This is a genomic window from Manganibacter manganicus, assembly GCF_002075885.1.
In the GTDB taxonomy this organism is placed as follows: Bacteria; Pseudomonadota; Alphaproteobacteria; order Rhizobiales; family Rhizobiaceae; genus Mesorhizobium; species Mesorhizobium manganicum.
On the sequence record NZ_MDET01000004.1, the window covers coordinates 75049 to 97765 of the forward strand.

Sequence of the window (22717 nt, forward strand, 5' to 3'; positions counted from 1 at the left end):
ACAGGTGAACCGATTGGCATGAAATGGCACTGACTTTCCTTCAATGGATTCTCCCATGGCCATGCTTATGTCGCCCCGAGTTCTGCCGATTCTGATGCTCGTCTGCTCGAACGTATTCATGACCTTCGCCTGGTACGGTCATCTGCGTTTTCGCGCCTCGCCGCTCTATCTCGCGGTGATCGTAAGCTGGATGATCGCCTTCTTTGAGTATTGGTTTGCGGTTCCCGCCAATCGCATCGGCAGCTATGCCTATTCGCCGGCCGAATTGAAGACCATCCAGGAGGTGGTGACACTGACGGTGTTTGCAATCTTTTCCGTGCTCTACCTGAAGGAGCCACTGACCTTGAACCACGCCATTGGTTTCGCACTGATTGCCGGTGGGGCGGCGTTTATTTTCAAGGGCTGAGTTACAAAGGAGAATCGTCGCAAACAATTTTTTAAAGCGTGAAAAGCGCATAAAGATTGCTATATTCAGGTGAAACCGAATTAAGACGGTGCCATTGGCGGCAAGCTATGGGGCCGTTTTCTTTTTGACTCCATTACGGGTTGCAGCCGCCAGGGGCGGGATTGCCGCGGGAAAGGTGAGGTTATGAATAAGGTTCCGATGACGGGTGGGGGTTTCGAAACGCTTAAGGAAGAGTTGCGCTGGCGCCAGCAGGAAGAGCGGCCACGCATCATCGAGGCGATTGCCGAGGCCCGTTCGCATGGCGACCTTTCCGAGAATGCCGAATACCACGCCGCCAAAGAAGCTCAGAGTCTCAACGAAGGCCGGGTCGGCGAATTGGAAGACCTCGTTGCACGCGCCGAGATCATCGACGTTTCCAAACTCAGCGGCGACAAGATCAAGTTCGGGGCGACTGTCGTGCTGGTCGACGAGGACACCGAAGAAGAGAAGACCTATCAGATCGTTGGCGATCAGGAAGCCGACGTGAAACTGGGGCGTGTCTCGATTTCCTCACCCATCGCCCGCGCGCTCATCGGCAAGGAAGTCGGCGATGCCATCGAGGTCAATGCACCGGGCGGCGCGCGAGGCTATGAGATCGTCAAGGTGCGTTGGGTCTGAGCGGCCTTGAGAGGCCTTCTTGTCAGCCGGCCGTTTTAGCACGGGCCTTCGCTTTGAGCGCCACAAGGCGGTCGGCTTCAGCAATGACTGCGGCGGGGGCGACACGTCCGTCCGGGCCTGCGAGCAGCGATGACGAAAAGGGACCGAGCGGGCCGGCGAGACTGGGCTTGGTCGTCAGGAATACGGCGACTGTCGGCAGGCCGTAAGCATTGGCCAGATGAGTAAGGCCGGTATCCGTGCCGATCACCAGCGCCGCCTGGCCGAGCTTGGCTGCAATCTCCATAAGTGGCGATTTTGGCACGAGAATTGTTTGCGGTATGGCGTTGACGATAGCTTGGACAACGCCATGTTCGCGCTCATCGGTCCATGTGGCCACAGGTATCATCTGGCGCTCGACAAGAAGGCGGGCAGCTTCAATCCAATCTTCGACAGGCCACTTCTTGTCTTCGCGGCTGGTGCCATGCAGCAGGAACACGCTTCTTTGAGGCAGTGCGTCAGTCTGGAGGCTGGGGGACATAATGCCGGAATCCAGCCGCGAAAGGTCCGGCTCGTAGCCGAGAGCCAACCCGAACAGGCGGCGTGTACGCTCGATAGCGTGGAGGTCGCGTGAAACGGTATAGCGGCGGTCGTAGAACAGCGCGGCCGACGGCTCGCGGGCGCTTGGCCGGTCGTAGCCCGCTATTGGCGCGGTTGCCTGTTTGGCAATGAATGCTGATTTCATCAAGCCCTGCGCGTCGATGACGAGGTCATAGTTTTCGGCACGCAGCGCCTTGCGCAGGCCTGCTGCCTCGCGCCAGGTGTCGCCGTTGAGAAGCGCCTTGCGCCAGCGGCGCAGCGCGACCTTGTAGACGATGCGGATAGCCGGATGCAGCGCGGCAATACCGGCGAAAGCATCCTCGGCACACCAGTCGAAAGTGATGTCGGGTCGCGCCTGGCGCGCATCCTCAATGGCCGGAAAGGAGTGGATGATGTCGCCCATCGACGACGTCTTGACGACGAGCACCTTCATGCGGGGCGCTTATAAAGAAGGCCATAGTGACTGTCGATAAAACAGTTGCATCAGGGCAACGGCAGCCCCCAAATTATTGCGGCGGCGCCATTTGCAGTATATCGCCATCGCACATGAACCTGAATCGGATGCGGAGCCTGGAGGCATTGCGGCTGACATGAACGAACGGCCTCTTTCGCTGCCCGAAAGCTTGCATCGTGTCGTCTCCGGTTTTTCCGGCATGACCGTGCTGGTTGCAGGGGACCTCATTCTCGATCGCTTCGTCAATGGAGCCATAGAACGCATTTCGCCCGAGGCGCCAATTCCCGTGCTCCATGCCCGCGGTGAAACGCTGGCAGCTGGCGGCGCCAGCAATGTCGCGGCCAATATCGTTTCCCTAGGGGGCAGCGCCATTGCCGTTTCGGCGGTAGGCGAGGACGCGGCAGGTTCGAACCTCCTCGAGGTTCTGGCCGGACTCGGCATCGGTATTGAGGCGGTTTTGCGCGAGAAGGGTCGCGTAACCTCGCGCAAGAGTCGTTTCAGCGCACTTAACCAGCAAATATTGCGCTTCGATGAGGAGGAGATCCGGCCCCTTGGCGCTGATGCGCGCCGCTTGCTGCTGGAACGCTTTTCGGAGGCTCTTGTAACGGCAGACATCGTTGTCCTGTCGGACTATGGCAAGGGCGTGTTGCTCGATGGTGTGGCGGCGGAGTTGATTGCGCTTGCCCGACAAGCCGGGAAGCCGGTTCTGGTCGATCCCAAGGGGCGCGATTATCGGCACTATGCCGGCGCCACAGCGATTACCCCCAACCGCAAGGAGTTGGGCGAGGCGGTTGGCCGCTCTGTTTTCAGTGATACAGAAATCGAAGCGGCCGCGCGTGAATTGATTGCATCACATGATTTCGAGTTTGTCGTCGCCACGCGTAGTGAAAAGGGCATTAGCGTGGTCGGCGCAGAGGATGCGCGGCATCTTTCCACGCAGGCGCGCGAAGTTTTCGATGTGACGGGTGCGGGCGATACGGCCATCGCCTCCTTCGCACTGGCGCTGGCAGCCGGCGCATCACGTGCGATGGCAGCAACCATCGCCAATGCCTCGGCCGGCGTCGTGGTCGGCAAGCGCGGAACGGCGCGGCTTAGCGCCGACGAATTACTCGGCGCGCTGTTGCGAACACACGGGCCGGTGGCGCATCGCGATGCCGTCCTCGATTTGGACGGGGCCGTGCGCCTGGCCGCCGGCTGGAAAAAGGAAGGACTGTCCGTTGGTTTCACCAATGGCTGCTTCGATATCCTGCATGCCGGCCATGTCAGCTTGCTCAACAGCGCCCGCAGCCAATGCGACCGGCTGATCCTGGGTCTGAACAGCGATGCTTCTGTGCGCCGCCTGAAAGGGGCGGGACGACCGGTCAACGATCAGCGCGACCGGGCCTGTGTGCTGGCCGCGCTCGCTTCCGTCGATGCTGTGGTGGTGTTCGATGACGATACGCCAATCAGGTTGATCGAGGCCTTGCTGCCCGATCTTCTCTTCAAGGGCGCGGATTACAGCCTCGACCAGGTGGTCGGCGCAGACGCGGTGCAAAAAAATGGCGGACGCGTCGTGCTGGTCGACCTGGTCGATGGCCGCAGCACAACCGGAACCATCGGCAAGCTGCGCGGCGAACCGACCGCGCCATGAAATCGGAGCACTCATGTCGGCACTGAACCATTATCTCAACCGCTCCGCGGCAGCCCTTGCCGCAATCGCTGAGCGGGATCTCTCAGATGAGATGGAGCGGGCCATCGCGGCTATCGTGTCTGCGCTGTCGCAAGGCAAGGCGCTGCTGGTTTGCGGCAATGGCGGTTCGGCAAGTGACGCATTTCATATTGCCGGGGAACTGGTCGGGCGTTTCCTGCGTGAACGAAAGGCCTATAATGTGATCGCGCTGCCGGCCAATGCCGCGGTGCTGACTGCCTGGGGCAACGACTACGGCTTCGACACGGTGTTTGCACGTCAGGTTGAGGCGCATGGCGGACCGGGGGCCGTGTTGCTTGCAATTTCGACCAGCGGCAATTCGCCGAGCATATTGGCAGCCGCCGAGCAGGCGCGTGAGATGGATATGGCGGTGATTGCCATGACAGGCGATACGGGTGGCAGGCTGAAGCCTTTGGCGGATATTCTGCTCAATGTGCCTTCGGCGGAGACGCCGATCATCCAGCAGGGCCATTTGTGCCTTTATCACCATCTGTGCGAAGTGGTGGAAGCGCGGCTGTGTGGATAGAAACCAAAGTCTGCCATGTCCTTCAATGACGGATGGATTTGCCAGACGCCTCGGGCCAAAATCTAACTTTGACCTATACGCACCAGTCCTTCTTCCTTCACCTTGCGAATGGTCAGCGCCGTGCGCACCGTATCGACATTGGGTGCCGAGGTCAGATCCTCGATCACAAAGCCCTGGAAGGTGCCAAGGTCAGGTGCCACACAATGCAGAAGAAAGTCGGACTCGCCTGAAACCATCCAGGCGTCACGCACGATCGGCCAATTGCGGGTGCGCTCCGCAAACACTTTCAATTCCGCGTCTGCTTGATGCTTCAAGCCGATGAGGCAGAAGGCAACGACATCGTAGCCAAGTGCCGGCGCGTTGAGTAAAGCGCGGTAGCCGCGAATGATACCGGCTTTTTCCAGTTGCCTCACCCGCCGCAGGCAAGGCGGGGCGGATATGCCGACACGTTGCGACAATTCAACATTGGTCATCCGCCCGTCATTCTGCAACTCGCGCAGTATTTTCCAGTCGAGGGCATCGAGATCGGCCTTTTGCAGCATGGATATCCCTACGGTGCGCAAGATTCTTTCGCAGCTCCCGCCATTTAAACGACTTTTTACCTGCCGCCATCCCCTTTCCAGACGAAAAAGGTTCGGTTCGGCTGCGTTCACGGTATGTTGGCCCGGTGAAATCGCCGCAGCTTTCCGGGGACACTTTGCAAGTCGCCTTGCTGGCCCGGCGGCAAGCACCTACATTGCCTTGCGTATCCAGAACCATTTTGGAAGGCCGCTTGAGCGGCCCGTCGCGGAAGGCTGCTCCATGATCGCCAAGCATTCGCCAGTTCTCATCATCGGCTCCGGCCCAGCCGGTTATACGGCCGCGATTTACGCTGCACGAGCTATGCTCAAGCCGCGGCTGGTAGCGGGCTTGCAGCAGGGCGGACAGTTGATGATCACCACCGACGTCGAAAATTATCCCGGTTTCGCCGATCCGATCCAGGGGCCGTGGCTGATGGGAGAGATGTTGAAACAGGCCGAGCATGTCGGCACTGATGTCGTCAACGACATTATCACCCAAGTCGATCTTGATGTTCGGCCGTTCCGTGCCATCGGCGATTCGGGCACGGTTTATACCGCCGATGCCTTGATTATCGCGACCGGGGCGCAGGCCAAATGGCTCGGCATTCCTTCCGAGCAGACTTTTATGGGCTTCGGAGTCTCGGCCTGCGCCACCTGCGACGGCTTTTTTTATCGCGGCAAGGACGTGGCGGTGGTGGGCGGCGGCAATTCCGCGGTGGAAGAGGCGCTCTATCTTTCCAATCTGGCCAAAAGCGTCACCGTCATTCATCGCCGCAGTGAGTTCCGGGCTGAACGCATCCTGCGCGAGCGGCTGTTGGCCAAGGAAAATGTGCGCGTCATTTGGGATAGCGTGGTGGAGGAGATCACCGGGCGACCGGGCAAGACCCCGCTGCCACCTTCGGTTGAAGGGCTGAAACTCAAGAACGTGACGAGCGGGCAGGAAACGTCGCTTGTGGTGGACGGTGTGTTCGTGGCGATCGGCCATGCGCCGTCGGTGGAACTGTTCGCCGGCAAGCTTAAGCAGAAGCCGAATGGTTATTTGTGGACGGCTCCCGATTCGACGGCCACCGACGTACCCGGCGTGTTTGCCGCCGGCGACGTGACCGACGATATCTATCGCCAGGCCGTCACCGCGGCTGGGCTCGGTTGTATGTCGGCGCTTGAAGCGGAAAAATATCTGGCTGGCATAGAGGTTCACAGGGAAGCGGCGGAATAAGCCGTAGAGTGCCCCGGCCGTTGGCTTGATCCTTCGACTGGTCGCCAGAAGAAACGAGGGGAATCATGGCGTTAGACTGGGACAAATTGCGCGTATTTCACGCTGCGGCGGAGGCCGGCTCCTTCACGCATGCGGCGGAGACGCTGCATCTGTCGCAATCGGCAATCTCCAGACAAGTAAGCGCGCTGGAGCACGATGTCGGCGTGCCGCTGTTCAACCGGCATGCGCGGGGACTGGTGCTGACCGAGCAAGGGGAGATGCTTTTTCGCACCGCCCATGACGTGCTGATGAAACTGGAAAATATTCGCCTCCGATTGACGGAAGGCAAGGACGCGCCCACCGGCGTGTTGCGTGTAACCACCACCGTCGGCCTCGGCACCGGATGGCTGACTGAACGCTCCAAGGAATTCCTCGACCTCTACCCGGAAATCAATCTGCAACTGGTACTGACCAACGAGGAACTCGACCTCACAATGCGGCAGGCGGATTGTGCGGTCAGGCTGCGCCAACCACAACAGCCGGATCTGATTCAGCGGCGGCTGTTCACCGTGCATCTGCACGTCTTTGCCTCCCAGGATTATCTCGACAAGCACGGAACGCCGCAATCCGCCGCTGACCTGGACCGCCACCGCATCGTTACCTTTGGCGAGCCGGTGCCGCCTTATCTCGCCGGCCTGAATACATTGGAGACAGTTGGCCGGCCGGACGGCTTCAAACGCCCGTCGGTACTGCAAATCAACGACCTGATGTCGATTCGTCGGGCAATCAAGCGCGGGGTCGGCATAGCGATGCTTCCCGATTATATGGCCGATGCCGGTCTGGTATCGATCCTGCCGGAACTTGAGGGCCCGTCCTTTGATACTTTCTTCGTCTACCCCGATGCCATGAAGAATCAGGCCAAGTTGAAAGCCTTCCGTGACTTCATGTTTGCCAAGGCTCGCAATTGGGCCTATTGAACAAGACGCGAAATTGCCGCCTGTTTCACGTCAGTCGCAGGCCTGCGTGCCATGGGCATGAGGGTGCGACAAATCCCATTTAGGCACGCTCTGCAAGATCGCGACGCGCTTAACTGCGACTTAACCGATTTATCGTCTGTTTCTGGCTCTATTTCTTGCAAAAAGGTATTGGACCACAGCCTCAACCTTTATGCATGCGTGCAATGCAAAATAGGTGCTTGTTTATCGGAAGGGGAGAGCACATATATCATTTATCTCCAGGGCGCGTTCTCCTCCCATTAGCGCCCTCGAGTGTTCCCCTCTGGAGGTTTAGCCCTAGCGGGCACTTCCAACAAACTTGGCCGGGTCTTCTTGGATCCGGCTTTTTTGTTGCTCTCCTCTGTTTGATAGGGGCCTTCAGTTTCCAGGCTGATGGGTGCATCCGTCCTTGGAGGGACGCCTCAGACATTGCCGTTGGCCGAGCGCGTCACTGCTGGTATCGCTCTCAGTTTCTTTCCTACAATTCGATAAATTCACGCGTAACCGTGACGTGTAACCTCGGGTAACATGATGCGAGCGGCTGATCTCGGCTACAGGATGACTAGGACGCGGTCTGATCTATCGGGGGATGGGGGCATCACTCGCTGGGTCGGGCTCAGGCGGCGGCCGCGTCCAGCCTGTTTTCCGCTGCAGCGCTGCGCGCCGGCGGAACGACGCGGCGGACCTGCCGTTCCTCCCTCGGAAACGGTCCGCAACAACGGCGTCCGGCCGAGCCGGGCGCCGTTGTCATAGAGCGTGTATCCGGAAGCGGATTCGGTTCTGGAATAAGGACGCGCGCAAGATCATGCATTTGCAAGCGAGTGTGAAGGACCGCGCCACGCTTGCGTTTTCAATTTTCATCGGTCGGGCTCATTTCTGTTTCATGCAGCCTTGCCGGCTGCATTCATCACATCGTTGGCAAGTCGCCCGGTCAGTTCGGCCATGTGGTCGAAGCTGGCTTCATAACTGGCGACACCGGCTGTCGCTGAACGCAGTTCAATGATGAGGTCGGCGATCTCCGCCTGTGGCATTGTCGCCTCGACCATATCCCAGCCCGCCCAGTCCGCCCGTGCGTCATAGCCGAGAATCTGGCCGCGCCGCTGCGGTACAAGAGCGATGATCTTTGCCGTCGCATCGGAAGGTGTGGCGATTCGAATTTTCATGATCGGTTCCAGCAGAACCGGCGAACACTGCGCCATGCCTTCCTTCATGGCGAGCCGGGCTGCCATCTGGAAGGCCATGTCGGACGAATCGACCGAATGGTAGGATCCGTCTGACAGATTGACGGCGACATCGACGACCGGGAAGCCGAGCGGACCGCATTTCAGGTAATCGCGCGCACCGGCTTCGGCAGACTGGATATAGGTCTTGGGAACCACACCTCCGGTGATCGTATCCGTGAACTGGAAGCCGGAACCGCGCGGCAATGGCTTGATCTGCAAGACGACGTCGCCGAACTGGCCGTGGCCACCCGACTGCTTCTTGTGGCGGCCGCGCTGCTCGATGGGTTTGCGGATGGTTTCGCGGTAAGGAATGGCTGGTGTATAGCCTTCCACCGCAATCTGGTTCTTGCCCTCCAAACGTTCCCGAACCACACGAAGGTGCATTTCACCGTGCCCCGACAATATGGTTTCGGCCGTATCCTGGTTGTGCGTGAGGGTGAGTGAGGGGTCTTCTTCTGCCAACCTCTGAATGGCAGCCGACATCTTGACATCGTCCTTACGATCCTTGGGACGCAGCGCAAAGGAATATACCGGTTGTGGTGGCGTGAGCGTGACCAGGGATGCCATGCCGCCTTTTGCCGTGGTTAGTGTCTGGCCAGTATACGCGCCGTCCAGTTTTCCGAGCGCCACCGTATCGCCCGCCTGCGCGGTGCCGAGCTTGGATTGATCCTTGCCGAGCAGACGATAAATGCCGGAGATCTTGTTGGACTCTCCATTGGAGAGAAAGAGTTCGGCGCCATCGCCGATCTCGCCGGAAAGAATACGCGATACCGACAGTTTGCCGGCGTGGGCGGTATGGATTGTCTTCATTACTTGAATAACGGCCGAGCCGTTTTCAGATGCGCCGAGGCGTTGCCGCGTTGCCTCGACACCCGGCGCATCATGCCGGATCGTCTTGAGCAGACGCAGGATGCCATTGCCCTTTTCCGCCGCGCCGATCAGCACAGGGGTTACTGCGCCGGTACGCAAATCGGCAGCAAGATCGTCGAAGACGCTATCTTTCGGCGGCTCGATCTCCTCCAGAAGTTGTTCCATCAACTGGTCGTCCTGGTCGGCAAGGGTCTCCAGCATGGAGAAACGAGCTTCGATCTCGCGGGCCTTCTCGTCGTCCGGAATTTCAGCGACCTCGCTTTCTGCATATTCGCGGTAGATGTAAGCGCGCTCCAAAGCCAGATCGATGGAGCCGATGACGATCCCATCCTTCCGCAGCGGAATCTGCCGCAGCAGAAGCGGAGCCTTACTGGTTGGTTGCAGCATCTTCAGCGTATCGCGCACGCCCGCCGCCGTTTTGTCGATCTTGTTGAGAAAAAGGATGCGCGGCACGCCGAGTTCGTCGAGCCGCCGCATGATGAGTTGTAGTGCAGGCACCTTCTTCTCATCGGCTTCCGCAACGACGACGACGACATCGCTAGCGGCAAGTACCGGATCAGCCTCGAATGCGAACTCGACAGATCCGGGGCAATCGACAAACGTCAGGCTTTCGCCCATGAATTCAGTGGTGGCGAAAGACGCCTCCACGCTCATGGCATGCGCCCGCGCTTCGGAACTGTAATCGGAGACCGTGTTACCGGAAGAAACTGCGTTCTGACGAGAGATTGCGCCTGTTCGGGCGAGAATGGCTTCAAGAAGTGTCGTTTTGCCGCTCGAGAAGGGACCGACGATGGCGATGTATTTCGGTCCCGAGCGTCGTCCGCCGGCGCGATTACCCATGACTGACCTCCACTCAGTTTGCTGGAGCGGCGGCCGGTCCGGCGACCGTCGCGGGCGGCCCTATCCCGCCCTGAGATATCGTCACACGGCTTGGCATAGGGGGCAAGAGAAATAGAAACGCATCCTGGCAGGAGCATTTCACGCCTTCGGGCGGAAGAACATATGTTTCAAAAATGGCATCGTATGCCGTAGGCTGACCAAAAGGCGCAATCATATGGGTCATAACAGCAGCCGAGAGGAACGATCCCGAATGTCAGCAGAACTCGATTATCTCAGCCGTCTCGCCGCCAAAGGCAAATTATCGCGACGCGATTTCCTTGGCCGGGCTGCCGCGCTCGGGGTCGGTGCGTTTGGTGCCAACGCGTTGCTTTCAGGAGCGGCGATGGCTGAAGGACCGCAAAAGGGTGGCACACTTCGTGCCGGTATGGTGGGCGGCGGGGCAACCGACAGCCTCGATCCGGGAAGCTGGACGAATCAGATCCCCTATACATTAGGCCGCTGCTGGGGCGAGCAGTTGCTCGACGTCAGGCCGGACGGCGGCGTCGAGCCCAAGCTTGCGGAGGAATACAGTTCCTCGCCTGATGCCAAGGTGTGGACCTTCAAGATCCGCAAGGGCGTGACGTTTCATAACGGCAAGAATTTGACGCCGCAGGATGTCGTGGCCACATTCGAGCGCCACGGCGATGCCGAGTCGAAATCTGCGGCGCTGCCCTTCCTCACGGAATTCGAAAGCATAAAGGCCGATGGAGACAATGTTGTCATTGTCCTGAAGAACCCGAATGCCGATCTGCCTTATGTGGCGGCGGACTATCACCTGATGATCCAGCCTAACGGCGGCAAGGACAATCCGACCGAAGGCATCGGCACAGGTCCTTATAAGGTTACGGTCAATGAACCCGGCGTGCGGCATGTCGGAGAGAAATACCAAGGTTATTGGCGCGATGAGCGCGGCCATGCCGATCGGATCGAGATTACGGTCATCAACGATGCTACGGCGCGCTCGGCCGCGTTGCAGAGCGGGCAGGTGGATCTCATCAACCGGGTCGAGCCGAAGATCGTTTCACTGTTGAAGCGCGTGCCCGGCGTGACCATTCGCAACGTGCCGGGCAAGGGGCATTATGTCTTCATCATGCACTGTAATACCGTCCCGTTCGACAACAACGATCTGCGGCTGGCGCTGAAATATGCGGTCGACCGCGAGGAATTGGTGAAGCGCATTCTCGCTGGCTACGGCACAGTCGGCAATGACATGCCGGTGACGGCTGGTTACCCGCTGTTTTCAGACGATATCGAGCAGCGCAAATACGATCCCGACAAGGCGGCCTTCCATTACAAGAAGTCCGGCCATTCGGGACCGGTCCTGCTGCGTACCTCCGATGTGGCTTTCCCCGGCGCAGTCGACGCCGCGCTGCTATACAAGCAAAGCGCCGCCAAATGCGGCATCACGCTGGACATCAAGCGCGAGCCGGGGGATGGTTACTGGACGGAGGTGTGGAACAAGAAACCGTTCTCCATGTCCTATTGGACAGGCCGCCCGACACAGGATCAGGTCTATTCGCTGGCCTATCTTTCCAATGCCGAGTGGAACGATACACGCTTCTTCCGGCCGGATTTCGACAAGCTGATCATTGGTGCGCGCGGTGAACTGGATCAGGTCGAGCGCAAGGCGATGTATAGGCAAGCGGGCATGATCCTGCGCGACGAGGGCGGGGTGATCGTGCCCATGTTCAACAACTATCTTGATGCCAGCGGGCCGAAGGTCGGTGGCTGGGTGGACGATCCCAACGGCGAATTGATGGGCAGCTACGCGCTCATCAAATGTTGGGTGAAAGCATAGGCAGGCAGGTCGTCGCGCGGGCCGGCAGGTTGTGCGGGCCCGGTGGAAAGAAAGGTCAGTCGCCATGAAAATCATCCCTTGCGGGAGCGTGCCAAGCGCTGTCGGCCCAGGCAGCTATTTCTCAGGTGGGGTCAGGATCGACCCGATCATCAGCGCGGCGGCGCCGGCGCGGCTGCGTGCAGCTTCGGTCAGTTTCGAGCCAGGAGCGCGCACGCACTGGCATACGCACCCGCTCGGCCAGACGCTTTACGTAACTTCGGGTGCAGGAAGGGTGCAGGTATGGGGTGAACCGATCCGCGAGATCAGGGCCGGTGATACGGTATGGTTTTCGCCGGGCGAAAAGCACTGGCACGGGGCTGGACCGGACACTGCCATGACGCATATCGCCATGCAGGAGGCGCTGGATGGCAGCCCGGTGGACTGGCTGGAAAAGGTTACCGACGATCAATATGGCGGATGAGAAAAAGCCCGGCTCGAGCCGGGCTTTTTTGAGTCTTTCTTCGTGCCGCCAACTTTACGTCAAGCTTGCGGTAAAGCGCTGGATGCGTGTGCAGGCTTCCTCCAGCAGCGCCTCCGAGGTGGCGTAGGAAATGCGGAAATTCGGGCCGAGTCCGAACGCCGTTCCGAACACTACCGCCACGCCTTCAGCTTCCAGAAGCTCCGCAGCGAAGGTCTCATCATTGTCGATGACCTTGCCCTGCGCGGTCTTCTTGCCGATCAGCGCCGCACAAGACGGATAGACGTAGAAGGCACCCTCGGGTGATGGGCACGTAATGCCGCGCGCCTGGTTCAGCATCGACACGACGAGGTCGCGGCGCGCCTGAAAAATCGCCTTGTTCTTTCTGACGAAATCCTGTGGGCCGTTGAGTGCTTCCACCGATGCCCATTGCGCGATGGTGCAGGCTCCCGATGTCTGCTGACCCTGGATCATGTCCATCGCCTTGATGAGTGGCAGCGGGCCGGCAGCATAGCCGATTCGCCAGCCGGTCATGGCGTAGGCCTTCGACACGCCGTTCATGGTCAGCGTGCGCTCGTAGAGTTTCGGCTCGACCTCGGCGATGGTCTTGAAGACGAAATCGCCATAGGTCAGGTGCTCGTACATGTCGTCGGTCAGCGTCCACACATGCGGGTGCTTGAGCAGCACGTCGGCCAGCGCGCGCAGTTCGGCCTCGGTATAGGCCGCACCAGACGGGTTGGACGGCGAGTTCATCAACAGCCATTTTGTCTTCGGCGTGATCGCCTTTTCCAACGCTTGCGCCGTTAGCTTAAAGCCGTTTTCAATTCCGGTATCGGCAAATACGGAAGTGCCGCCGCAGATCGCCACCATCTCGGGGTAGCTGACCCAGTACGGGCGCGGAATGATGACCTCGTCGCCGGGATTCAGCGTTGCCATGAAGGCGTTGAACAGGATCTGCTTGCCGCCGGTGCCGACGATGGTCTGCTCCGGCTTGTAGTCCAGATTGTTCTCGCGTTTGAACTTTGCCGCGATTGCCTGACGCAGCGGCACGATGCCCGAAACAGGCGGGTACTTCGTCTCGCCACGGCGGATCGCCTCGATGGCCGCGTTCTTGACGTTGTCCGGCGTGTCAAAATCCGGTTCGCCGGCGCCCAGCCCGATCACATCGCGTCCGGCGTTTTTCAGGTCGCGCGCCTTCTGCGTGACCGCGATGGTCGCGGAGGGTTTTACGCGCGAAAGGGCATCGGCGAGAAAGGCCATGACTGTTCGTCTCCTGAGGATGGCGCGGCCAAAAGCGGCTGCGCGGTTTCTATTGTCCCATCGATGGCGTCAGTGCAAGTATTGTCGCTTGTTCCAGCCGGATGCCTGGGCATTAACGGGCGGTAAAATGTTATCTGCGTAGGATCCCGAATTGCCGATTGTCGGAAGAGGGTATCTTGCCGCTTGGTATCGAGCCCACACGCAGGATTGGCTGGAGAGAGCCAGGCATGAGAAACCGGCGCGGACGCCATAATGTTGCCGATGCGATCTTTGCTGACGAGATAGGGCTCGAGTATGGCATTTATGATCCGTTTCGGCTGCGTAGTGCCTATCAGCCGATATTCAGGCCATGTGGTGGACAACTGGTTCCGGTTGCGGTCGAAGCTTTGATCGAGCCGCATATTGCCGGCAAGGCTACGCCGGCGACGGAATTCTTTGCCGGAATTGAGCCAGCCGATCGTCTCTTCGTCGAAAACATGTGCCGAACCCTGCATTTGCACAATTTCCGCAATGTCGGCGCCGAGGGCTTCGATCTCTTTTTCAACTACGATCCGCGTGTCAACGACGATCCGCGGCGGGCGCTCGCCGAGATCCGTTTCATGGCGTATCATCTTGAGGAGTATGATCTGCATCCGCACATGCTGGTGTGCGAGATCACCGAAAAAGGTGCGCCGGATGCCGGTGTGTTGCGTGCGCTGGTGCACGAATTGCGCCGCCACGGCATTCGTATCGCGGTGGACGATTTCGGTGCTGGCCATTCGACCGACGAGAGACTTCGGCTTGTCGAGCCCGACATCGTCAAAATCGACGGACACTGGTTCGCGCAACTGTGCGGCAACGCGGCGGCCGGCAGATTGTTCGGTTCGCTGGTTGCGCTGTTGCATGGACAGGGCGCCAAGGTGCTGGTGGAGGGCATAGAGGAACCCACGCAATTGCGGCTGGCGCTTGATAGCGGCGCGGATTTGTTGCAGGGCTTTTTGATGGCGCGACCGGCACTTGCCGGCACCATTTTCCGCGACGACGCATTGGAAATCGCGGCAATCTTGGCGGAAGGCGACAATGTCGTTCCGCTGCGGCGAAAACGCCAGTTTCGTTGATCGACACCTCACAAGAATTGACTGGATCGGGCCATGGCGCCAGCGCAATAGTGGCGCCGCATCAGGAGGCGACCCATGACCAAGCTTTACGGAATGACCGATAGCGGCAATTGCTACAAGCCACGGCTTCTGATGGCCAAGCTCGGCATTCCGTTTACCCATGTCGAGGTGAACTCGCATACCGGCGGCACGCGCAAGCCGGAATATCTCGCCAAGAATCCCAACGCCATGGTGCCGCTGCTGGAACTGGACGACGGGCGCCGTCTGGCCGAGTCCAACGCCATTCTGCTTTATCTCGGCGAAGGCACCCGGTTTGTCCCGGCCGACAGTTATCAGCGGGCGCTTGTCCATCAATGGCTGTTCTTCGAGCAGTACAGCCACGAGCCCTATATCGCGGTGCGCAAGATGCTTCTGACCGTTCCCGAACGAGCCAGGGATGCGACGCCGGAACGGCTTGCCACGACACTGGAGCGCGGCAACAAGGCGCTTGGCGTGATGAACGGGCATCTTGCCGATCATGCCTTCTTTGCTGGCGACGCCATCAGCGTGGCCGATATCGCGCTCTATGCCTATTCACATACCGCGGAGCGGGGCGGCTTTCAGCTCGACACCTATCCGGCGGTGGCGGAATGGCTGAAGCGGGTGAGGGCCGATCCAGGCCATGTGCCACTGGAATGGCTTCCCTGAGCCGTCCACCCAACTTTCGGGAATCAAAAAAGGCGGGAAATTTCCCGCCTTTCGAACAAGGCTTGGTAGCCTGATGGGAGCGATTGGGTCGGGCCGGCAGGCAATCTGCTGCTTCGGCTTGTCGGTTCCTTCACACTCCGGCGCGCTTTACGCACGACCGCCAGTACATCCGTGACTTGCCGCACGCCCCGAGCTATCGCCCGACGCGCGCCCTTTGCAAAATCAGGCTGCCTTGCTCAGAGATCCAGCGGACGACTTGCCGGTGCGGCGGTCCTGCTCGATCTCGTAGTTGATCTTCTGGCCTTCGACCAGCGAGCCGAGGCCCGCGCGCTCGACAGCGGAGATGTGGACGAAAACGTCCGGGCCGCCGGCGTCGGGCTGGATGAAGCCGAAGCCCTTGGTGGCATTAAACCACTTGACCGTTCCTGTTGCCATTTCGATAGTCCTTCGTGTCTGCCTTGTTTGTGGTCGGGCCACAGCCCTTCCGACGGGTATCGAGATTTTGGAGATAGACGTCAGCAAACGCGAAGAACGCGTGGCCCGTATCGATCGGCCGAAATATCAATGAAGCCCATATAATGGCCCTTTACGCCAAAAACAAGGCCGAAGCCGAATGCGCCGTGCAACTGTTGCCGGTGCGGCGCGTTGAGCCGGAACATCACAGAGCAAAGCATATGCCGATGAAATCTCCTGCCGTTAAAACCGCAGTGCTGACCGCCTGTCTCTGCGTGATGGCCGGCCAGGCCCTGGCGATTTCGCGCCATGACCCGACGCGCACGAGCTGTGATCGGGTCCATGCGGCCATTGCCAGCGAGGGCGCGGTGATCCTGCGTTACCCTTCGCCGCGCAATCCGAGCCTCACGCTTTATGACCGCTATGTCGCCAGCGCCCGCTTCTGCAACGGGGGCGAGGTTCTGGATCGCGCCTTCGTGCCAAGCGCGGACGCCAGGGCTTGCCCGGTCTTCAAATGCAAGGTTCATGAACCGCACGACCGTTTCCGCCGCTTCCTGCGGCCTTGACCTGAAACGCCATCAAAAGGCAAATGCCGTTTGCGCCGAGGGCGGCGGGCCGAGATGCACGCCTTCCAGCGCCAGCATTTTCTCTTTGGCGGTTGAGCCGCCAGGCGCGGAAAAACCGCCGATCTTGCCTCCGGTCGCGTGGATGCGATGGCAGGGCACGACCAGCGGCACCGGATTGGCGCCAAGCGCGGCACCCGTCTCGCGGGCAAGGCCGGCATGGCCGGCGCGGCTGGCCAGTTCGCCATAAGTGACCGCCTCGCCGAAGCCGAGCTTGCGCGCGGCCGTATAGACCGCCAGCCGGAAATCATCGATCCCGGCCAGATCGACCGGAACGCCCGAGAAATCCACTGCTTCGCCCCGCGCATAGGCCTTGATGGATGCGATCAGGCTCGCGACCCATTCCGGCTCTGCGGCAGTGCCGGGCGTAATTCCGGTCATGCGCATGAGCCTGCGCTCGACGTTTTCGCGCTTCCACTCGGCCAGGCAAAGCCGGGTAAGGCCCGCCGCGCTCCATGCAAGGCCCATGAAGCCAAGCGCCGTCTCGAATACCGCCGTGCCGAGCGTTTCGCCGCCGCTGGTTCCTGCATCGCTCATGTCCGGTCTCCATTTTTCCGGTACAAATCGGGAACAGTATGGCATGAACAGCCCGGTTTCACCACCCGAAAGCAAAGCATTTCCTCAAAGCCCGCCCCCCGATTGCCGGATTCAACCGGCTCATGTAAGGAAGTTTTCACGACCCCACCAACGAACCCGAGCGCAGCTTGCCGGCACGACAGCACATATTTCCGATCTGCGCGCTCCTGGCTGCTGTGGCTCTTGGCGGCTGCACCTCGACGATGCCGGTCAAGACCGAGGCCAGTTTCGCTCCCAATGGCGGTGAAGATGCCGGGTCGACGCTGTCTCTGCCTGAAACCGTGGCCGTGCTGCCCACGTCTTCCGGTCTCGATGTCGCGGGTGCGGTTGCCGTGGCGCGCAATGATGCCGCCGCGCAGCCGGCGGCCGCGACAATTCCCGCACCCGCCGCCTTTGCCGGGTCGACGCCGGATGCCGGCGTGCAACTGGCCGCTTTTCCGGCAACTCCGACCATGGCCGCGCCCGAAGCCGCTGCCGGAGGCGCAAGTCATGGTGTCATCGACGGGCTGATCGCCAAATATGCCGCGCTTTACGATGTGCCTGAAACACTGGTGCGCCATGTCGTCAAGCGCGAAAGCACCTTCGATCCGACCGCTTACAATCGCGGCCATTGGGGGCTGATGCAGATCAAGCACGCGACGGCGCGCGGCATGGGCTATGACGGGCCGGCAAAAGGCTTGCTCGATCCTGAAACCAACCTGAAATATGCGGTGAAATATCTGCGCGGGGCCTGGCTGGTGGCGGGTGGTGATGCCGGCCGCGCCGACCGGCTCTACCAGACAGGGTATTATTATGCCGCCAAGCGCAAGGGCCTGCTGGACGAAACCGGACTGGGCCGGGACCGCCACCGCATGAAATCTGACACGACCAGCCTTATTCCAGTGGCCGGGCAGATCGATGTGCCGGTCACGCCTGTGACAGCGCCGGTGCCGGCCTTCGTTTCCACGACGCCGGGCGCCTGAGCGCGGGCGATCATGACCTCGCGTCTCGTTGTTGGCTTTTCCACCGATGCTTTGCCGTCAGGTCCTGAAAATAGACAGGATTTGGCTGTCCTTGAAACGACCGGGTTCATAAGGCTTGCATTTGAAATTTTTGCATGAGCCTTCGGTGAAGAAGAGCGCATGAAGGTCTCGATGTGGGATCAGGAACAGGCAATAAAACATGGCGAGTGCCAGTGGTACACTGCGATAGCCCTTTACCGTTCCGTCGCTGGTCAGTGGTTCGCCCGCGAGTTCCCCGGCGAGCTGATGGATGAGATCGGTAATACGGCCAAGCGCGGCATCGGCTTCGGGATTGGGCTTGAATTCCGATTTTGATTTTCTTGACACGTATTTTCCTTTCAAGCTTGAAGGTTTGGGGTTAAGCCGGCTGCGCGGATTTCGGGCGCAGTTCGGCGTTCCCGGCGTTTTCGCGCCGGGTTGCGGGAAGCGACGCATGGCATTGCGCCTGATTGATTAAGTAGTGACGCTCCGCCATGCGCCGCCGGCGTTTCTACCCTTACCTTTCCCGGCCCATCGCCCTTGAATGAAAGGACGCGAGCATCTCAAGTCCGGTTCGGGCCGGGCGGTTCCGTTCACTGCAACGGATAACGCACCCGGCGCCACACTTGCCTGGATGCTCGAGTGTGCACACCCGTTCCCGCTGGCAAGCTGCTGCGACGGATTATGGGGGAAGGATGCCGGGTGTGGATAAAAAGGCGGCGGAAAGAAAAAACAATTTCGTAAGATATTGATACAAAATACTTTTAATTGATGTCGACGATATTTTTATCCCCGTATTGATGACGGGGGCTCTGGATTTTCTATCCGATTCCGCGCTTAATCCGCATCCTGCCGCAAGACGTCGAGCGTGCGCGGGGAAGGCAGGTGGCCTTGCCAATCTTCAAAGGCAAACGCGAGGGCGACTGAGGCTTCCCGCAGCGCCTCATCGAGCGTATCGGCGACGGCGGTGACACCTGGCACATCGGGAAAGGACACACCATAGCCGCTGTCCGCGTCCTTATGGATGAGGGCGATATAGTGGGTCATTGGCCAATCCCTCGGCCATCCGGCCTGTGCTAAGAACGCACCGTGCCGGCAGGTATATCCTTGCGAGGATGTGTCACGATCATCGTCCGCCCATCGGCGTGGCGATATTTGTGATGGAAGCCACGCGCAGATGCCAGCGCAAAGCCATCCTTCTGCAACCGCTTGATGATATCGCGGCTATCCTTCAGCATCAATCAGCTTTCAGAAATATGCCTGCAGCGGCCGTACCTCCAGGCTCCCCGCGCGCAGTGCCGCAATCGCTTCCGCTACGGCGGCGGCGCCGGCAAGCGTCGTGTAATAGGGCACTTTCTGCATCAGTGTCGCGCGGCGCAGCGATTTGGAGTCCGACAGCGCCTTCTGGCCGTCCGTGGTGTTGAAGACGATCTGCACCTGGCGGTTGCGGATGGCGTCCTCGATATGCGGACGCCCTTCCAGCACCTTGTTGATCTTTTCCGCCTCGATGCCGTTTTCGCCGAGGAAGCGAGCAGTGCCCGATGTCGCCAGAACCTTGAAACCCTGTTCGGCAAGGCGCTTCACGGCGGGCAATATACCGGCCTTGTCCTCGTCGCGCACCGAGACGAACAGTGTGCCGGAGCGTGGCAGGTCGATGCCGGCGCCCAACTGGCTCTTGGCGAAGGCCATGGCATAGTCGCGGTCCAGCCCCATCACCTCGCCGGTCGATTTCATTTCCGGCCCGAGCAGCGTGTCCACGCCGGGGAAGCGGGCGAATGGGAACACCGCTTCCTTGACGGCGATGTGGCCGGGATTGCGCGGGTCGGGCTTTGCACCATAGTGCGCAAAGGCGTCGTCGAGCGCCTCGCCGGCCATGATGCGCGCGGCGATCTTGGCAATCGGCTTGCCCACCGTCTTGGCCACGAAGGGCACGGTGCGGGAAGCGCGCGGATTGACCTCCAGCACATAGATGGTGCCGTTCTGAATGGCATATTGCACATTCATCAGGCCGCCGACGTGAAGCGCCCTGGCAAGGGCCGCGGTCTGGCGCTCCAGTTCCGCGACGGTTTCGGGGGCAAGCGAATGCACCGGCAGCGAACAGGCCGAGTCGCCGGAATGGATGCCGGCCTCCTCGATATGTTCCATGATGCCGGACACGAAGACGTTTTCGCCCCCTTGGGCCGCATCGCACAGGCAGTCGACATCGATCTCGACGGCGCCCGTCAGGTAGGTGTCGAACAGAAGCGGGTTCTTGCCGAGCAGCGTGTTGATCTGGCCGGTCTTGTCGTTGGGATACTTTTGCTTGATGTCCTCCGGCACCAGGCCGGGCACGGTGTCGAGCAGATAGGTTTGCAGCATGGCCTCGTCATGGATGATCTGCATGGCGCGGCCGCCCAGCACATAGGAAGGCCGCACCACCAGCGGGAAGCCCAGTTCGCCGGCCACGGTGCGCGCCTGCTCGACCGAATAGGCGATGCCGTTCTTCGGCTGCCTGAGGTCGAGCTTGTGCAACAGCTTCTGGAAGCGGTCGCGGTCTTCGGCAAGGTCGATCATGTCGGGCGAGGTGCCGAGGATCGGGATGCCGTTCTTCTCCAGCGCTTCGGCCAGTTTCAGCGGCGTCTGGCCACCGAATTGCACGATGACGCCGACGAGTTCGCCGCGCGTCTGCTCCATCTTCAGGATCTCGATCACGTCCTCGGCCGTCAGCGGCTCGAAATAGAGCCGGTCGGAGGTATCGTAGTCGGTCGAGACCGTCTCGGGATTGCAGTTGATCATGATCGCTTCATAGCCGGCGTCGCGTAGCGCGAAGGCCGCATGGCAGCAGCAATAATCGAACTCGATGCCCTGGCCGATGCGGTTGGGGCCGCCGCCGAGGATGACGACCTTTTTACGATCCGAGACCTGCGCCTCGTCAGCCAGCGCCCCGGCGAAGGGCACTTCATAGGTGGAATACATATAAGCGGTGGGGGAGGCGAACTCGGCGGCGCAGGTGTCGATGCGCTTGTAGACCGGGTGAACGCCGAGCCCGTTGCGCAGATGCGCCACTTCCTTGGCGGTGCCGCCGGTGAGCGAGGCGAGGCGGGCATCGGAGAAACCCATCGATTTGAGCATGCGCATGTTGATTGCATCGCCGGGAAGGCCATGCTCGCGAACGCGGCCTTCCATGGCGACGATGCCGGCAATCTGCTCGAGGAACCACGGATCGATCTTGCACATGGCGTGCACGTCTTCGAGCGAGGTACCCATGCGGATCGCCTGCGCCACCATGCGCAGCCGGTCGGGCGTCGGCGTGCCGAGGGCAGCACGGATGGCGTTGCGGTCGTCGGACTTGTCCGCGCCCTCGGGCGCGATGCCGGGGATCTCGATCTCATCGAGGCCGTTGAGGCCGGTTTCCAGCCCGCGCAGCGCCTTTTGCAGGCTCTCCTGGAAAGTGCGGCCGATGGCCATGACCTCGCCGACCGACTTCATCGCCGTGGTCAGCGTGGTTCCGGCGCCGGGGAACTTCTCGAAGGCGAAGCGGGGGATCTTGGTCACGACATAGTCGATCGACGGCTCGAAGGAGGCGGGGGTTGCGCCGCCGGTAATATCGTTCTCCAACTCGTCCATCGTGTAGCCGATAGCGAGCTTGGCAGCGACCTTGGCGATCGGGAAGCCGGTGGCCTTGGAGGCGAGCGCCGACGAGCGCGATACGCGCGGGTTCATCTCGATGACGACGAGCCGGCCGTCCGCCGGGTTGACGGCAAACTGGACATTGGAGCCGCCGGTCTCGACGCCGATCTCGCGCAGCACCGCGATGCTCGCGTTGCGCATGATCTGATATTCCTTGTCGGTCAAGGTCAGCGCCGGCGCGACGGTGATCGAATCGCCGGTGTGTACGCCCATCGGATCGACATTCTCGATGGCGCAGACGATGATGCAATTGTCGGCCTTGTCGCGCACCACCTCCATCTCGTATTCTTTCCACCCGAGCACGCTCTCCTCGATCAGCACTTCGGTGGTCGGCGAGGCGTCGAGGCCCGACTGCACGATGGCGAAGAATTCCTCGCGGTTGAAGGCGATGCCGCCGCCGGTGCCGCCCAACGTGAAGGAGGGGCGGATGATGGTCGGCAGGCCGACAATGTCGAGCGCGGTGGCCGCCACGCCCATGGCATGCGTCACATAACGCTGCTTGCGGTCGCCTTCGCCGAGATTCCACCGTGTCTCCAGCGCGTCGAGTTCGGTGTCGGAGGCGCCGGAAGCCTTCAGCGCGGCGCGCTCGGCCTCATGCGTCTTGCGGTCGGCGTCCTTGACGTCGGTGGCGTTGGCCAGCATCGACTTCGGCGTCTCCAGTCCGATCTTCTTCATCGCCTCGCGAAACAGCGCCCGGTCCTCGGCCTTGTCGATCGCCTGGGCATCGGCGCCGATCATCTCGACGCCATAGCGTTCCAGCACGCCCATGCGGCGCAGCGACAGCGCGGTGTTGAGCGCCGTCTGCCCGCCCATGGTGGGCAGGAGCGCGTCGGGGCGTTCGCGGGCGATGATCTTGGCCACGACTTCCGGCGTGATCGGCTCGATATAGGTGGCGTCGGCCAGTTCCGGATCGGTCATGATGGTGGCCGGGTTGGAATTGACCAGGATGACGCGAAAACCTTCCTCGCGCAGCGCCTTGCAGGCCTGGGTGCCGGAATAGTCGAACTCGCAGGCCTGGCCGATGACGATGGGGCCGGCGCCGATGATCAGGATGGATTTGATATCGGTGCGTTTTGGCATGGCGGGTCC

At 60.5% G+C, this 22717-nt stretch carries 22 protein-coding genes; 12 read left to right on the plus strand and 10 right to left on the minus strand.

Translation table 11 applies throughout. From position 1 onward, the window contains the following. The first annotated feature begins 55 nt into the window (after positions 1-55). The gene (locus tag BFN67_RS03985) at positions 56-406 is read left to right on the plus strand and encodes a DMT family protein (protein WP_192856760.1); all 351 of its coding nucleotides are present in this window, start codon (positions 56-58) and stop codon (positions 404-406) included. A gap of 183 nt (positions 407-589) precedes the next feature. Further along, positions 590-1063, plus strand: a complete 474-nt coding sequence (gene greA, locus BFN67_RS03990) for a transcription elongation factor GreA (protein ID WP_080918317.1) — start codon at positions 590-592, stop codon at positions 1061-1063. Between the two features lie 22 nt (positions 1064-1085). Here greA and waaC read toward each other — a convergent pair whose 3' ends face one another. Continuing rightward, positions 1086-2072 carry a lipopolysaccharide heptosyltransferase I gene (gene waaC, locus BFN67_RS03995; protein ID WP_080918318.1) on the minus strand — a complete coding sequence of 329 codons (987 nt, stop codon included), beginning with the start codon at positions 2070-2072 and terminating at the stop codon, positions 1086-1088. Positions 2073-2229: 157 nt separating this feature from the next. Between waaC and rfaE1 the strand changes: the two genes are divergently transcribed. Both rfaE1 and BFN67_RS04005 read left to right on the plus strand, forming a co-directional pair. Further along, entirely contained in the window at positions 2230-3723 is a 1494-nt protein-coding gene (gene rfaE1 / locus BFN67_RS04000; protein ID WP_080918398.1) for a D-glycero-beta-D-manno-heptose-7-phosphate kinase, read from the plus strand. A 13-nt stretch (positions 3724-3736) separates the two neighbouring features. Beyond that, positions 3737-4306, plus strand: coding sequence for a D-sedoheptulose-7-phosphate isomerase (locus tag BFN67_RS04005; protein WP_080918319.1), 570 nt, complete (start codon positions 3737-3739; stop codon positions 4304-4306). 62 nt (positions 4307-4368) lie between these two features. On the opposite strand, the gene BFN67_RS04010 is transcribed toward BFN67_RS04005, so the two are convergent. After that, the gene (locus tag BFN67_RS04010; protein ID WP_080918320.1) at positions 4369-4848 is read right to left on the minus strand and encodes an Lrp/AsnC family transcriptional regulator; all 480 of its coding nucleotides are present in this window, start codon (positions 4846-4848) and stop codon (positions 4369-4371) included. 259 nt (positions 4849-5107) lie between these two features. On the opposite strand from BFN67_RS04010, the gene trxB reads away from it, so the two are divergent. Together trxB and BFN67_RS04020 are read left to right on the plus strand one after the other, a co-directional pair. After that, entirely contained in the window at positions 5108-6082 is a 975-nt protein-coding gene (gene trxB, locus BFN67_RS04015; protein WP_080918399.1) for a thioredoxin-disulfide reductase, read from the plus strand. A gap of 65 nt (positions 6083-6147) precedes the next feature. Next, entirely contained in the window at positions 6148-7038 is an 891-nt protein-coding gene (locus tag BFN67_RS04020) for a LysR family transcriptional regulator (RefSeq protein ID WP_080918321.1), read from the plus strand. Between the two features lie 899 nt (positions 7039-7937). Here BFN67_RS04020 and BFN67_RS04025 read toward each other — a convergent pair. Beyond that, a complete protein-coding gene (locus BFN67_RS04025) occupies positions 7938-9989 on the minus strand; it encodes an elongation factor G (RefSeq protein WP_080918322.1) in 2052 nt (683 codons plus the stop codon). A 250-nt stretch (positions 9990-10239) separates the two neighbouring features. Here BFN67_RS04025 and BFN67_RS04030 point away from each other — a divergent pair, with 250 nt between their 5' ends. Together BFN67_RS04030 and BFN67_RS04035 are read left to right on the plus strand one after the other, a co-directional pair. Continuing rightward, positions 10240-11826 (plus strand): ABC transporter substrate-binding protein, encoded by a 1587-nt coding sequence (locus tag BFN67_RS04030; protein WP_080918323.1) that lies wholly within the window; start codon positions 10240-10242, stop codon positions 11824-11826. A 64-nt stretch (positions 11827-11890) separates the two neighbouring features. Next, on the plus strand, positions 11891-12286 hold the full coding sequence (locus tag BFN67_RS04035; protein WP_080918324.1) for a (R)-mandelonitrile lyase: 396 nt from the start codon (positions 11891-11893) through the stop codon (positions 12284-12286). A gap of 54 nt (positions 12287-12340) precedes the next feature. On the opposite strand, the gene BFN67_RS04040 is transcribed toward BFN67_RS04035, so the two are convergent. After that, positions 12341-13543 carry a pyridoxal phosphate-dependent aminotransferase gene (locus BFN67_RS04040; protein ID WP_080918325.1) on the minus strand — a complete coding sequence of 401 codons (1203 nt, stop codon included), beginning with the start codon at positions 13541-13543 and terminating at the stop codon, positions 12341-12343. A 227-nt stretch (positions 13544-13770) separates the two neighbouring features. Between BFN67_RS04040 and BFN67_RS04045 the strand changes: the two genes are divergently transcribed. After that, complete coding sequence (locus BFN67_RS04045) at positions 13771-14640, plus strand: EAL domain-containing protein (RefSeq protein WP_080918326.1); 870 nt, start codon at positions 13771-13773, stop codon at positions 14638-14640. Between the two features lie 75 nt (positions 14641-14715). Next, complete coding sequence (locus BFN67_RS04050; protein ID WP_080918327.1) at positions 14716-15327, plus strand: glutathione S-transferase family protein; 612 nt, start codon at positions 14716-14718, stop codon at positions 15325-15327. A gap of 222 nt (positions 15328-15549) precedes the next feature. Here BFN67_RS04050 and BFN67_RS04055 read toward each other — a convergent pair whose 3' ends face one another. Further along, positions 15550-15762: a cold-shock protein gene (locus BFN67_RS04055; RefSeq protein ID WP_080918328.1), complete on the minus strand. Its 213-nt coding sequence runs from the start codon at positions 15760-15762 to the stop codon at positions 15550-15552. Between the two features lie 143 nt (positions 15763-15905). Here BFN67_RS04055 and BFN67_RS04060 point away from each other — a divergent pair, with 143 nt between their 5' ends. Continuing rightward, positions 15906-16346: a hypothetical protein gene (locus tag BFN67_RS04060; protein ID WP_342587434.1), complete on the plus strand. Its 441-nt coding sequence runs from the start codon at positions 15906-15908 to the stop codon at positions 16344-16346. A gap of 12 nt (positions 16347-16358) precedes the next feature. Here BFN67_RS04060 and BFN67_RS04065 read toward each other — a convergent pair whose 3' ends face one another. Then, positions 16359-16940, minus strand: coding sequence for a methylated-DNA--[protein]-cysteine S-methyltransferase (locus BFN67_RS04065; RefSeq protein ID WP_080918329.1), 582 nt, complete (start codon positions 16938-16940; stop codon positions 16359-16361). 167 nt (positions 16941-17107) lie between these two features. Here BFN67_RS04065 and BFN67_RS04070 point away from each other — a divergent pair, with 167 nt between their 5' ends. Continuing rightward, positions 17108-17941 carry a lytic transglycosylase domain-containing protein gene (locus BFN67_RS04070; RefSeq protein WP_245295147.1) on the plus strand — a complete coding sequence of 278 codons (834 nt, stop codon included), beginning with the start codon at positions 17108-17110 and terminating at the stop codon, positions 17939-17941. Positions 17942-17998: 57 nt separating this feature from the next. On the opposite strand, the gene BFN67_RS04075 is transcribed toward BFN67_RS04070, so the two are convergent. The 4 genes from BFN67_RS04075 to carB all read right to left on the minus strand — a co-directional run bounded on the left by BFN67_RS04075 (position 17999) and on the right by carB (position 22708). After that, positions 17999-18415, minus strand: a complete 417-nt coding sequence (locus BFN67_RS04075) for a hypothetical protein (RefSeq protein ID WP_139789022.1) — start codon at positions 18413-18415, stop codon at positions 17999-18001. 381 nt (positions 18416-18796) lie between these two features. After that, positions 18797-19006: a type II toxin-antitoxin system HicB family antitoxin gene (locus BFN67_RS04080; RefSeq protein WP_080918331.1), complete on the minus strand. Its 210-nt coding sequence runs from the start codon at positions 19004-19006 to the stop codon at positions 18797-18799. A gap of 29 nt (positions 19007-19035) precedes the next feature. Beyond that, positions 19036-19197 (minus strand): type II toxin-antitoxin system HicA family toxin, encoded by a 162-nt coding sequence (locus BFN67_RS04085; RefSeq protein WP_080918332.1) that lies wholly within the window; start codon positions 19195-19197, stop codon positions 19036-19038. A 10-nt stretch (positions 19198-19207) separates the two neighbouring features. Next, entirely contained in the window at positions 19208-22708 is a 3501-nt protein-coding gene (gene carB / locus BFN67_RS04090; RefSeq protein ID WP_080918402.1) for a carbamoyl-phosphate synthase large subunit, read from the minus strand. Positions 22709-22717: the final 9 nt, after the last annotated feature.

What these genes read in the sequence shown, in the direction of transcription:
- BFN67_RS03985 (WP_192856760.1), top strand. Translation starts at nt 56, where the DNA reads ATGGCCATGCTTATGTCGCCCCGAGTTCTGCCGATTCTGATGCTCGTC.
- greA (WP_080918317.1), top strand. Translation starts at nt 590, where the DNA reads ATGAATAAGGTTCCGATGACGGGTGGGGGTTTCGAAACGCTTAAGGAA.
- waaC (WP_080918318.1), bottom strand. Translation starts at nt 2,072, where the DNA reads ATGAAGGTGCTCGTCGTCAAGACGTCGTCGATGGGCGACATCATCCAC.
- rfaE1 (WP_080918398.1), top strand. Translation starts at nt 2,230, where the DNA reads ATGAACGAACGGCCTCTTTCGCTGCCCGAAAGCTTGCATCGTGTCGTC.
- BFN67_RS04005 (WP_080918319.1), top strand. Translation starts at nt 3,737, where the DNA reads ATGTCGGCACTGAACCATTATCTCAACCGCTCCGCGGCAGCCCTTGCC.
- BFN67_RS04010 (WP_080918320.1), bottom strand. Translation starts at nt 4,848, where the DNA reads ATGCTGCAAAAGGCCGATCTCGATGCCCTCGACTGGAAAATACTGCGC.
- trxB (WP_080918399.1), top strand. Translation starts at nt 5,108, where the DNA reads ATGATCGCCAAGCATTCGCCAGTTCTCATCATCGGCTCCGGCCCAGCC.
- BFN67_RS04020 (WP_080918321.1), top strand. Translation starts at nt 6,148, where the DNA reads ATGGCGTTAGACTGGGACAAATTGCGCGTATTTCACGCTGCGGCGGAG.
- BFN67_RS04025 (WP_080918322.1), bottom strand. Translation starts at nt 9,989, where the DNA reads ATGGGTAATCGCGCCGGCGGACGACGCTCGGGACCGAAATACATCGCC.
- BFN67_RS04030 (WP_080918323.1), top strand. Translation starts at nt 10,240, where the DNA reads ATGTCAGCAGAACTCGATTATCTCAGCCGTCTCGCCGCCAAAGGCAAA.
- BFN67_RS04035 (WP_080918324.1), top strand. Translation starts at nt 11,891, where the DNA reads ATGAAAATCATCCCTTGCGGGAGCGTGCCAAGCGCTGTCGGCCCAGGC.
- BFN67_RS04040 (WP_080918325.1), bottom strand. Translation starts at nt 13,543, where the DNA reads ATGGCCTTTCTCGCCGATGCCCTTTCGCGCGTAAAACCCTCCGCGACC.
- BFN67_RS04045 (WP_080918326.1), top strand. Translation starts at nt 13,771, where the DNA reads ATGAGAAACCGGCGCGGACGCCATAATGTTGCCGATGCGATCTTTGCT.
- BFN67_RS04050 (WP_080918327.1), top strand. Translation starts at nt 14,716, where the DNA reads ATGACCAAGCTTTACGGAATGACCGATAGCGGCAATTGCTACAAGCCA.
- BFN67_RS04055 (WP_080918328.1), bottom strand. Translation starts at nt 15,762, where the DNA reads ATGGCAACAGGAACGGTCAAGTGGTTTAATGCCACCAAGGGCTTCGGC.
- BFN67_RS04060 (WP_342587434.1), top strand. Translation starts at nt 15,906, where the DNA reads ATGGCCCTTTACGCCAAAAACAAGGCCGAAGCCGAATGCGCCGTGCAA.
- BFN67_RS04065 (WP_080918329.1), bottom strand. Translation starts at nt 16,940, where the DNA reads ATGAGCGATGCAGGAACCAGCGGCGGCGAAACGCTCGGCACGGCGGTA.
- BFN67_RS04075 (WP_139789022.1), bottom strand. Translation starts at nt 18,415, where the DNA reads ATGCGTCGCTTCCCGCAACCCGGCGCGAAAACGCCGGGAACGCCGAAC.
- BFN67_RS04080 (WP_080918331.1), bottom strand. Translation starts at nt 19,006, where the DNA reads ATGACCCACTATATCGCCCTCATCCATAAGGACGCGGACAGCGGCTAT.
- BFN67_RS04085 (WP_080918332.1), bottom strand. Translation starts at nt 19,197, where the DNA reads ATGCTGAAGGATAGCCGCGATATCATCAAGCGGTTGCAGAAGGATGGC.
- carB (WP_080918402.1), bottom strand. Translation starts at nt 22,708, where the DNA reads ATGCCAAAACGCACCGATATCAAATCCATCCTGATCATCGGCGCCGGC.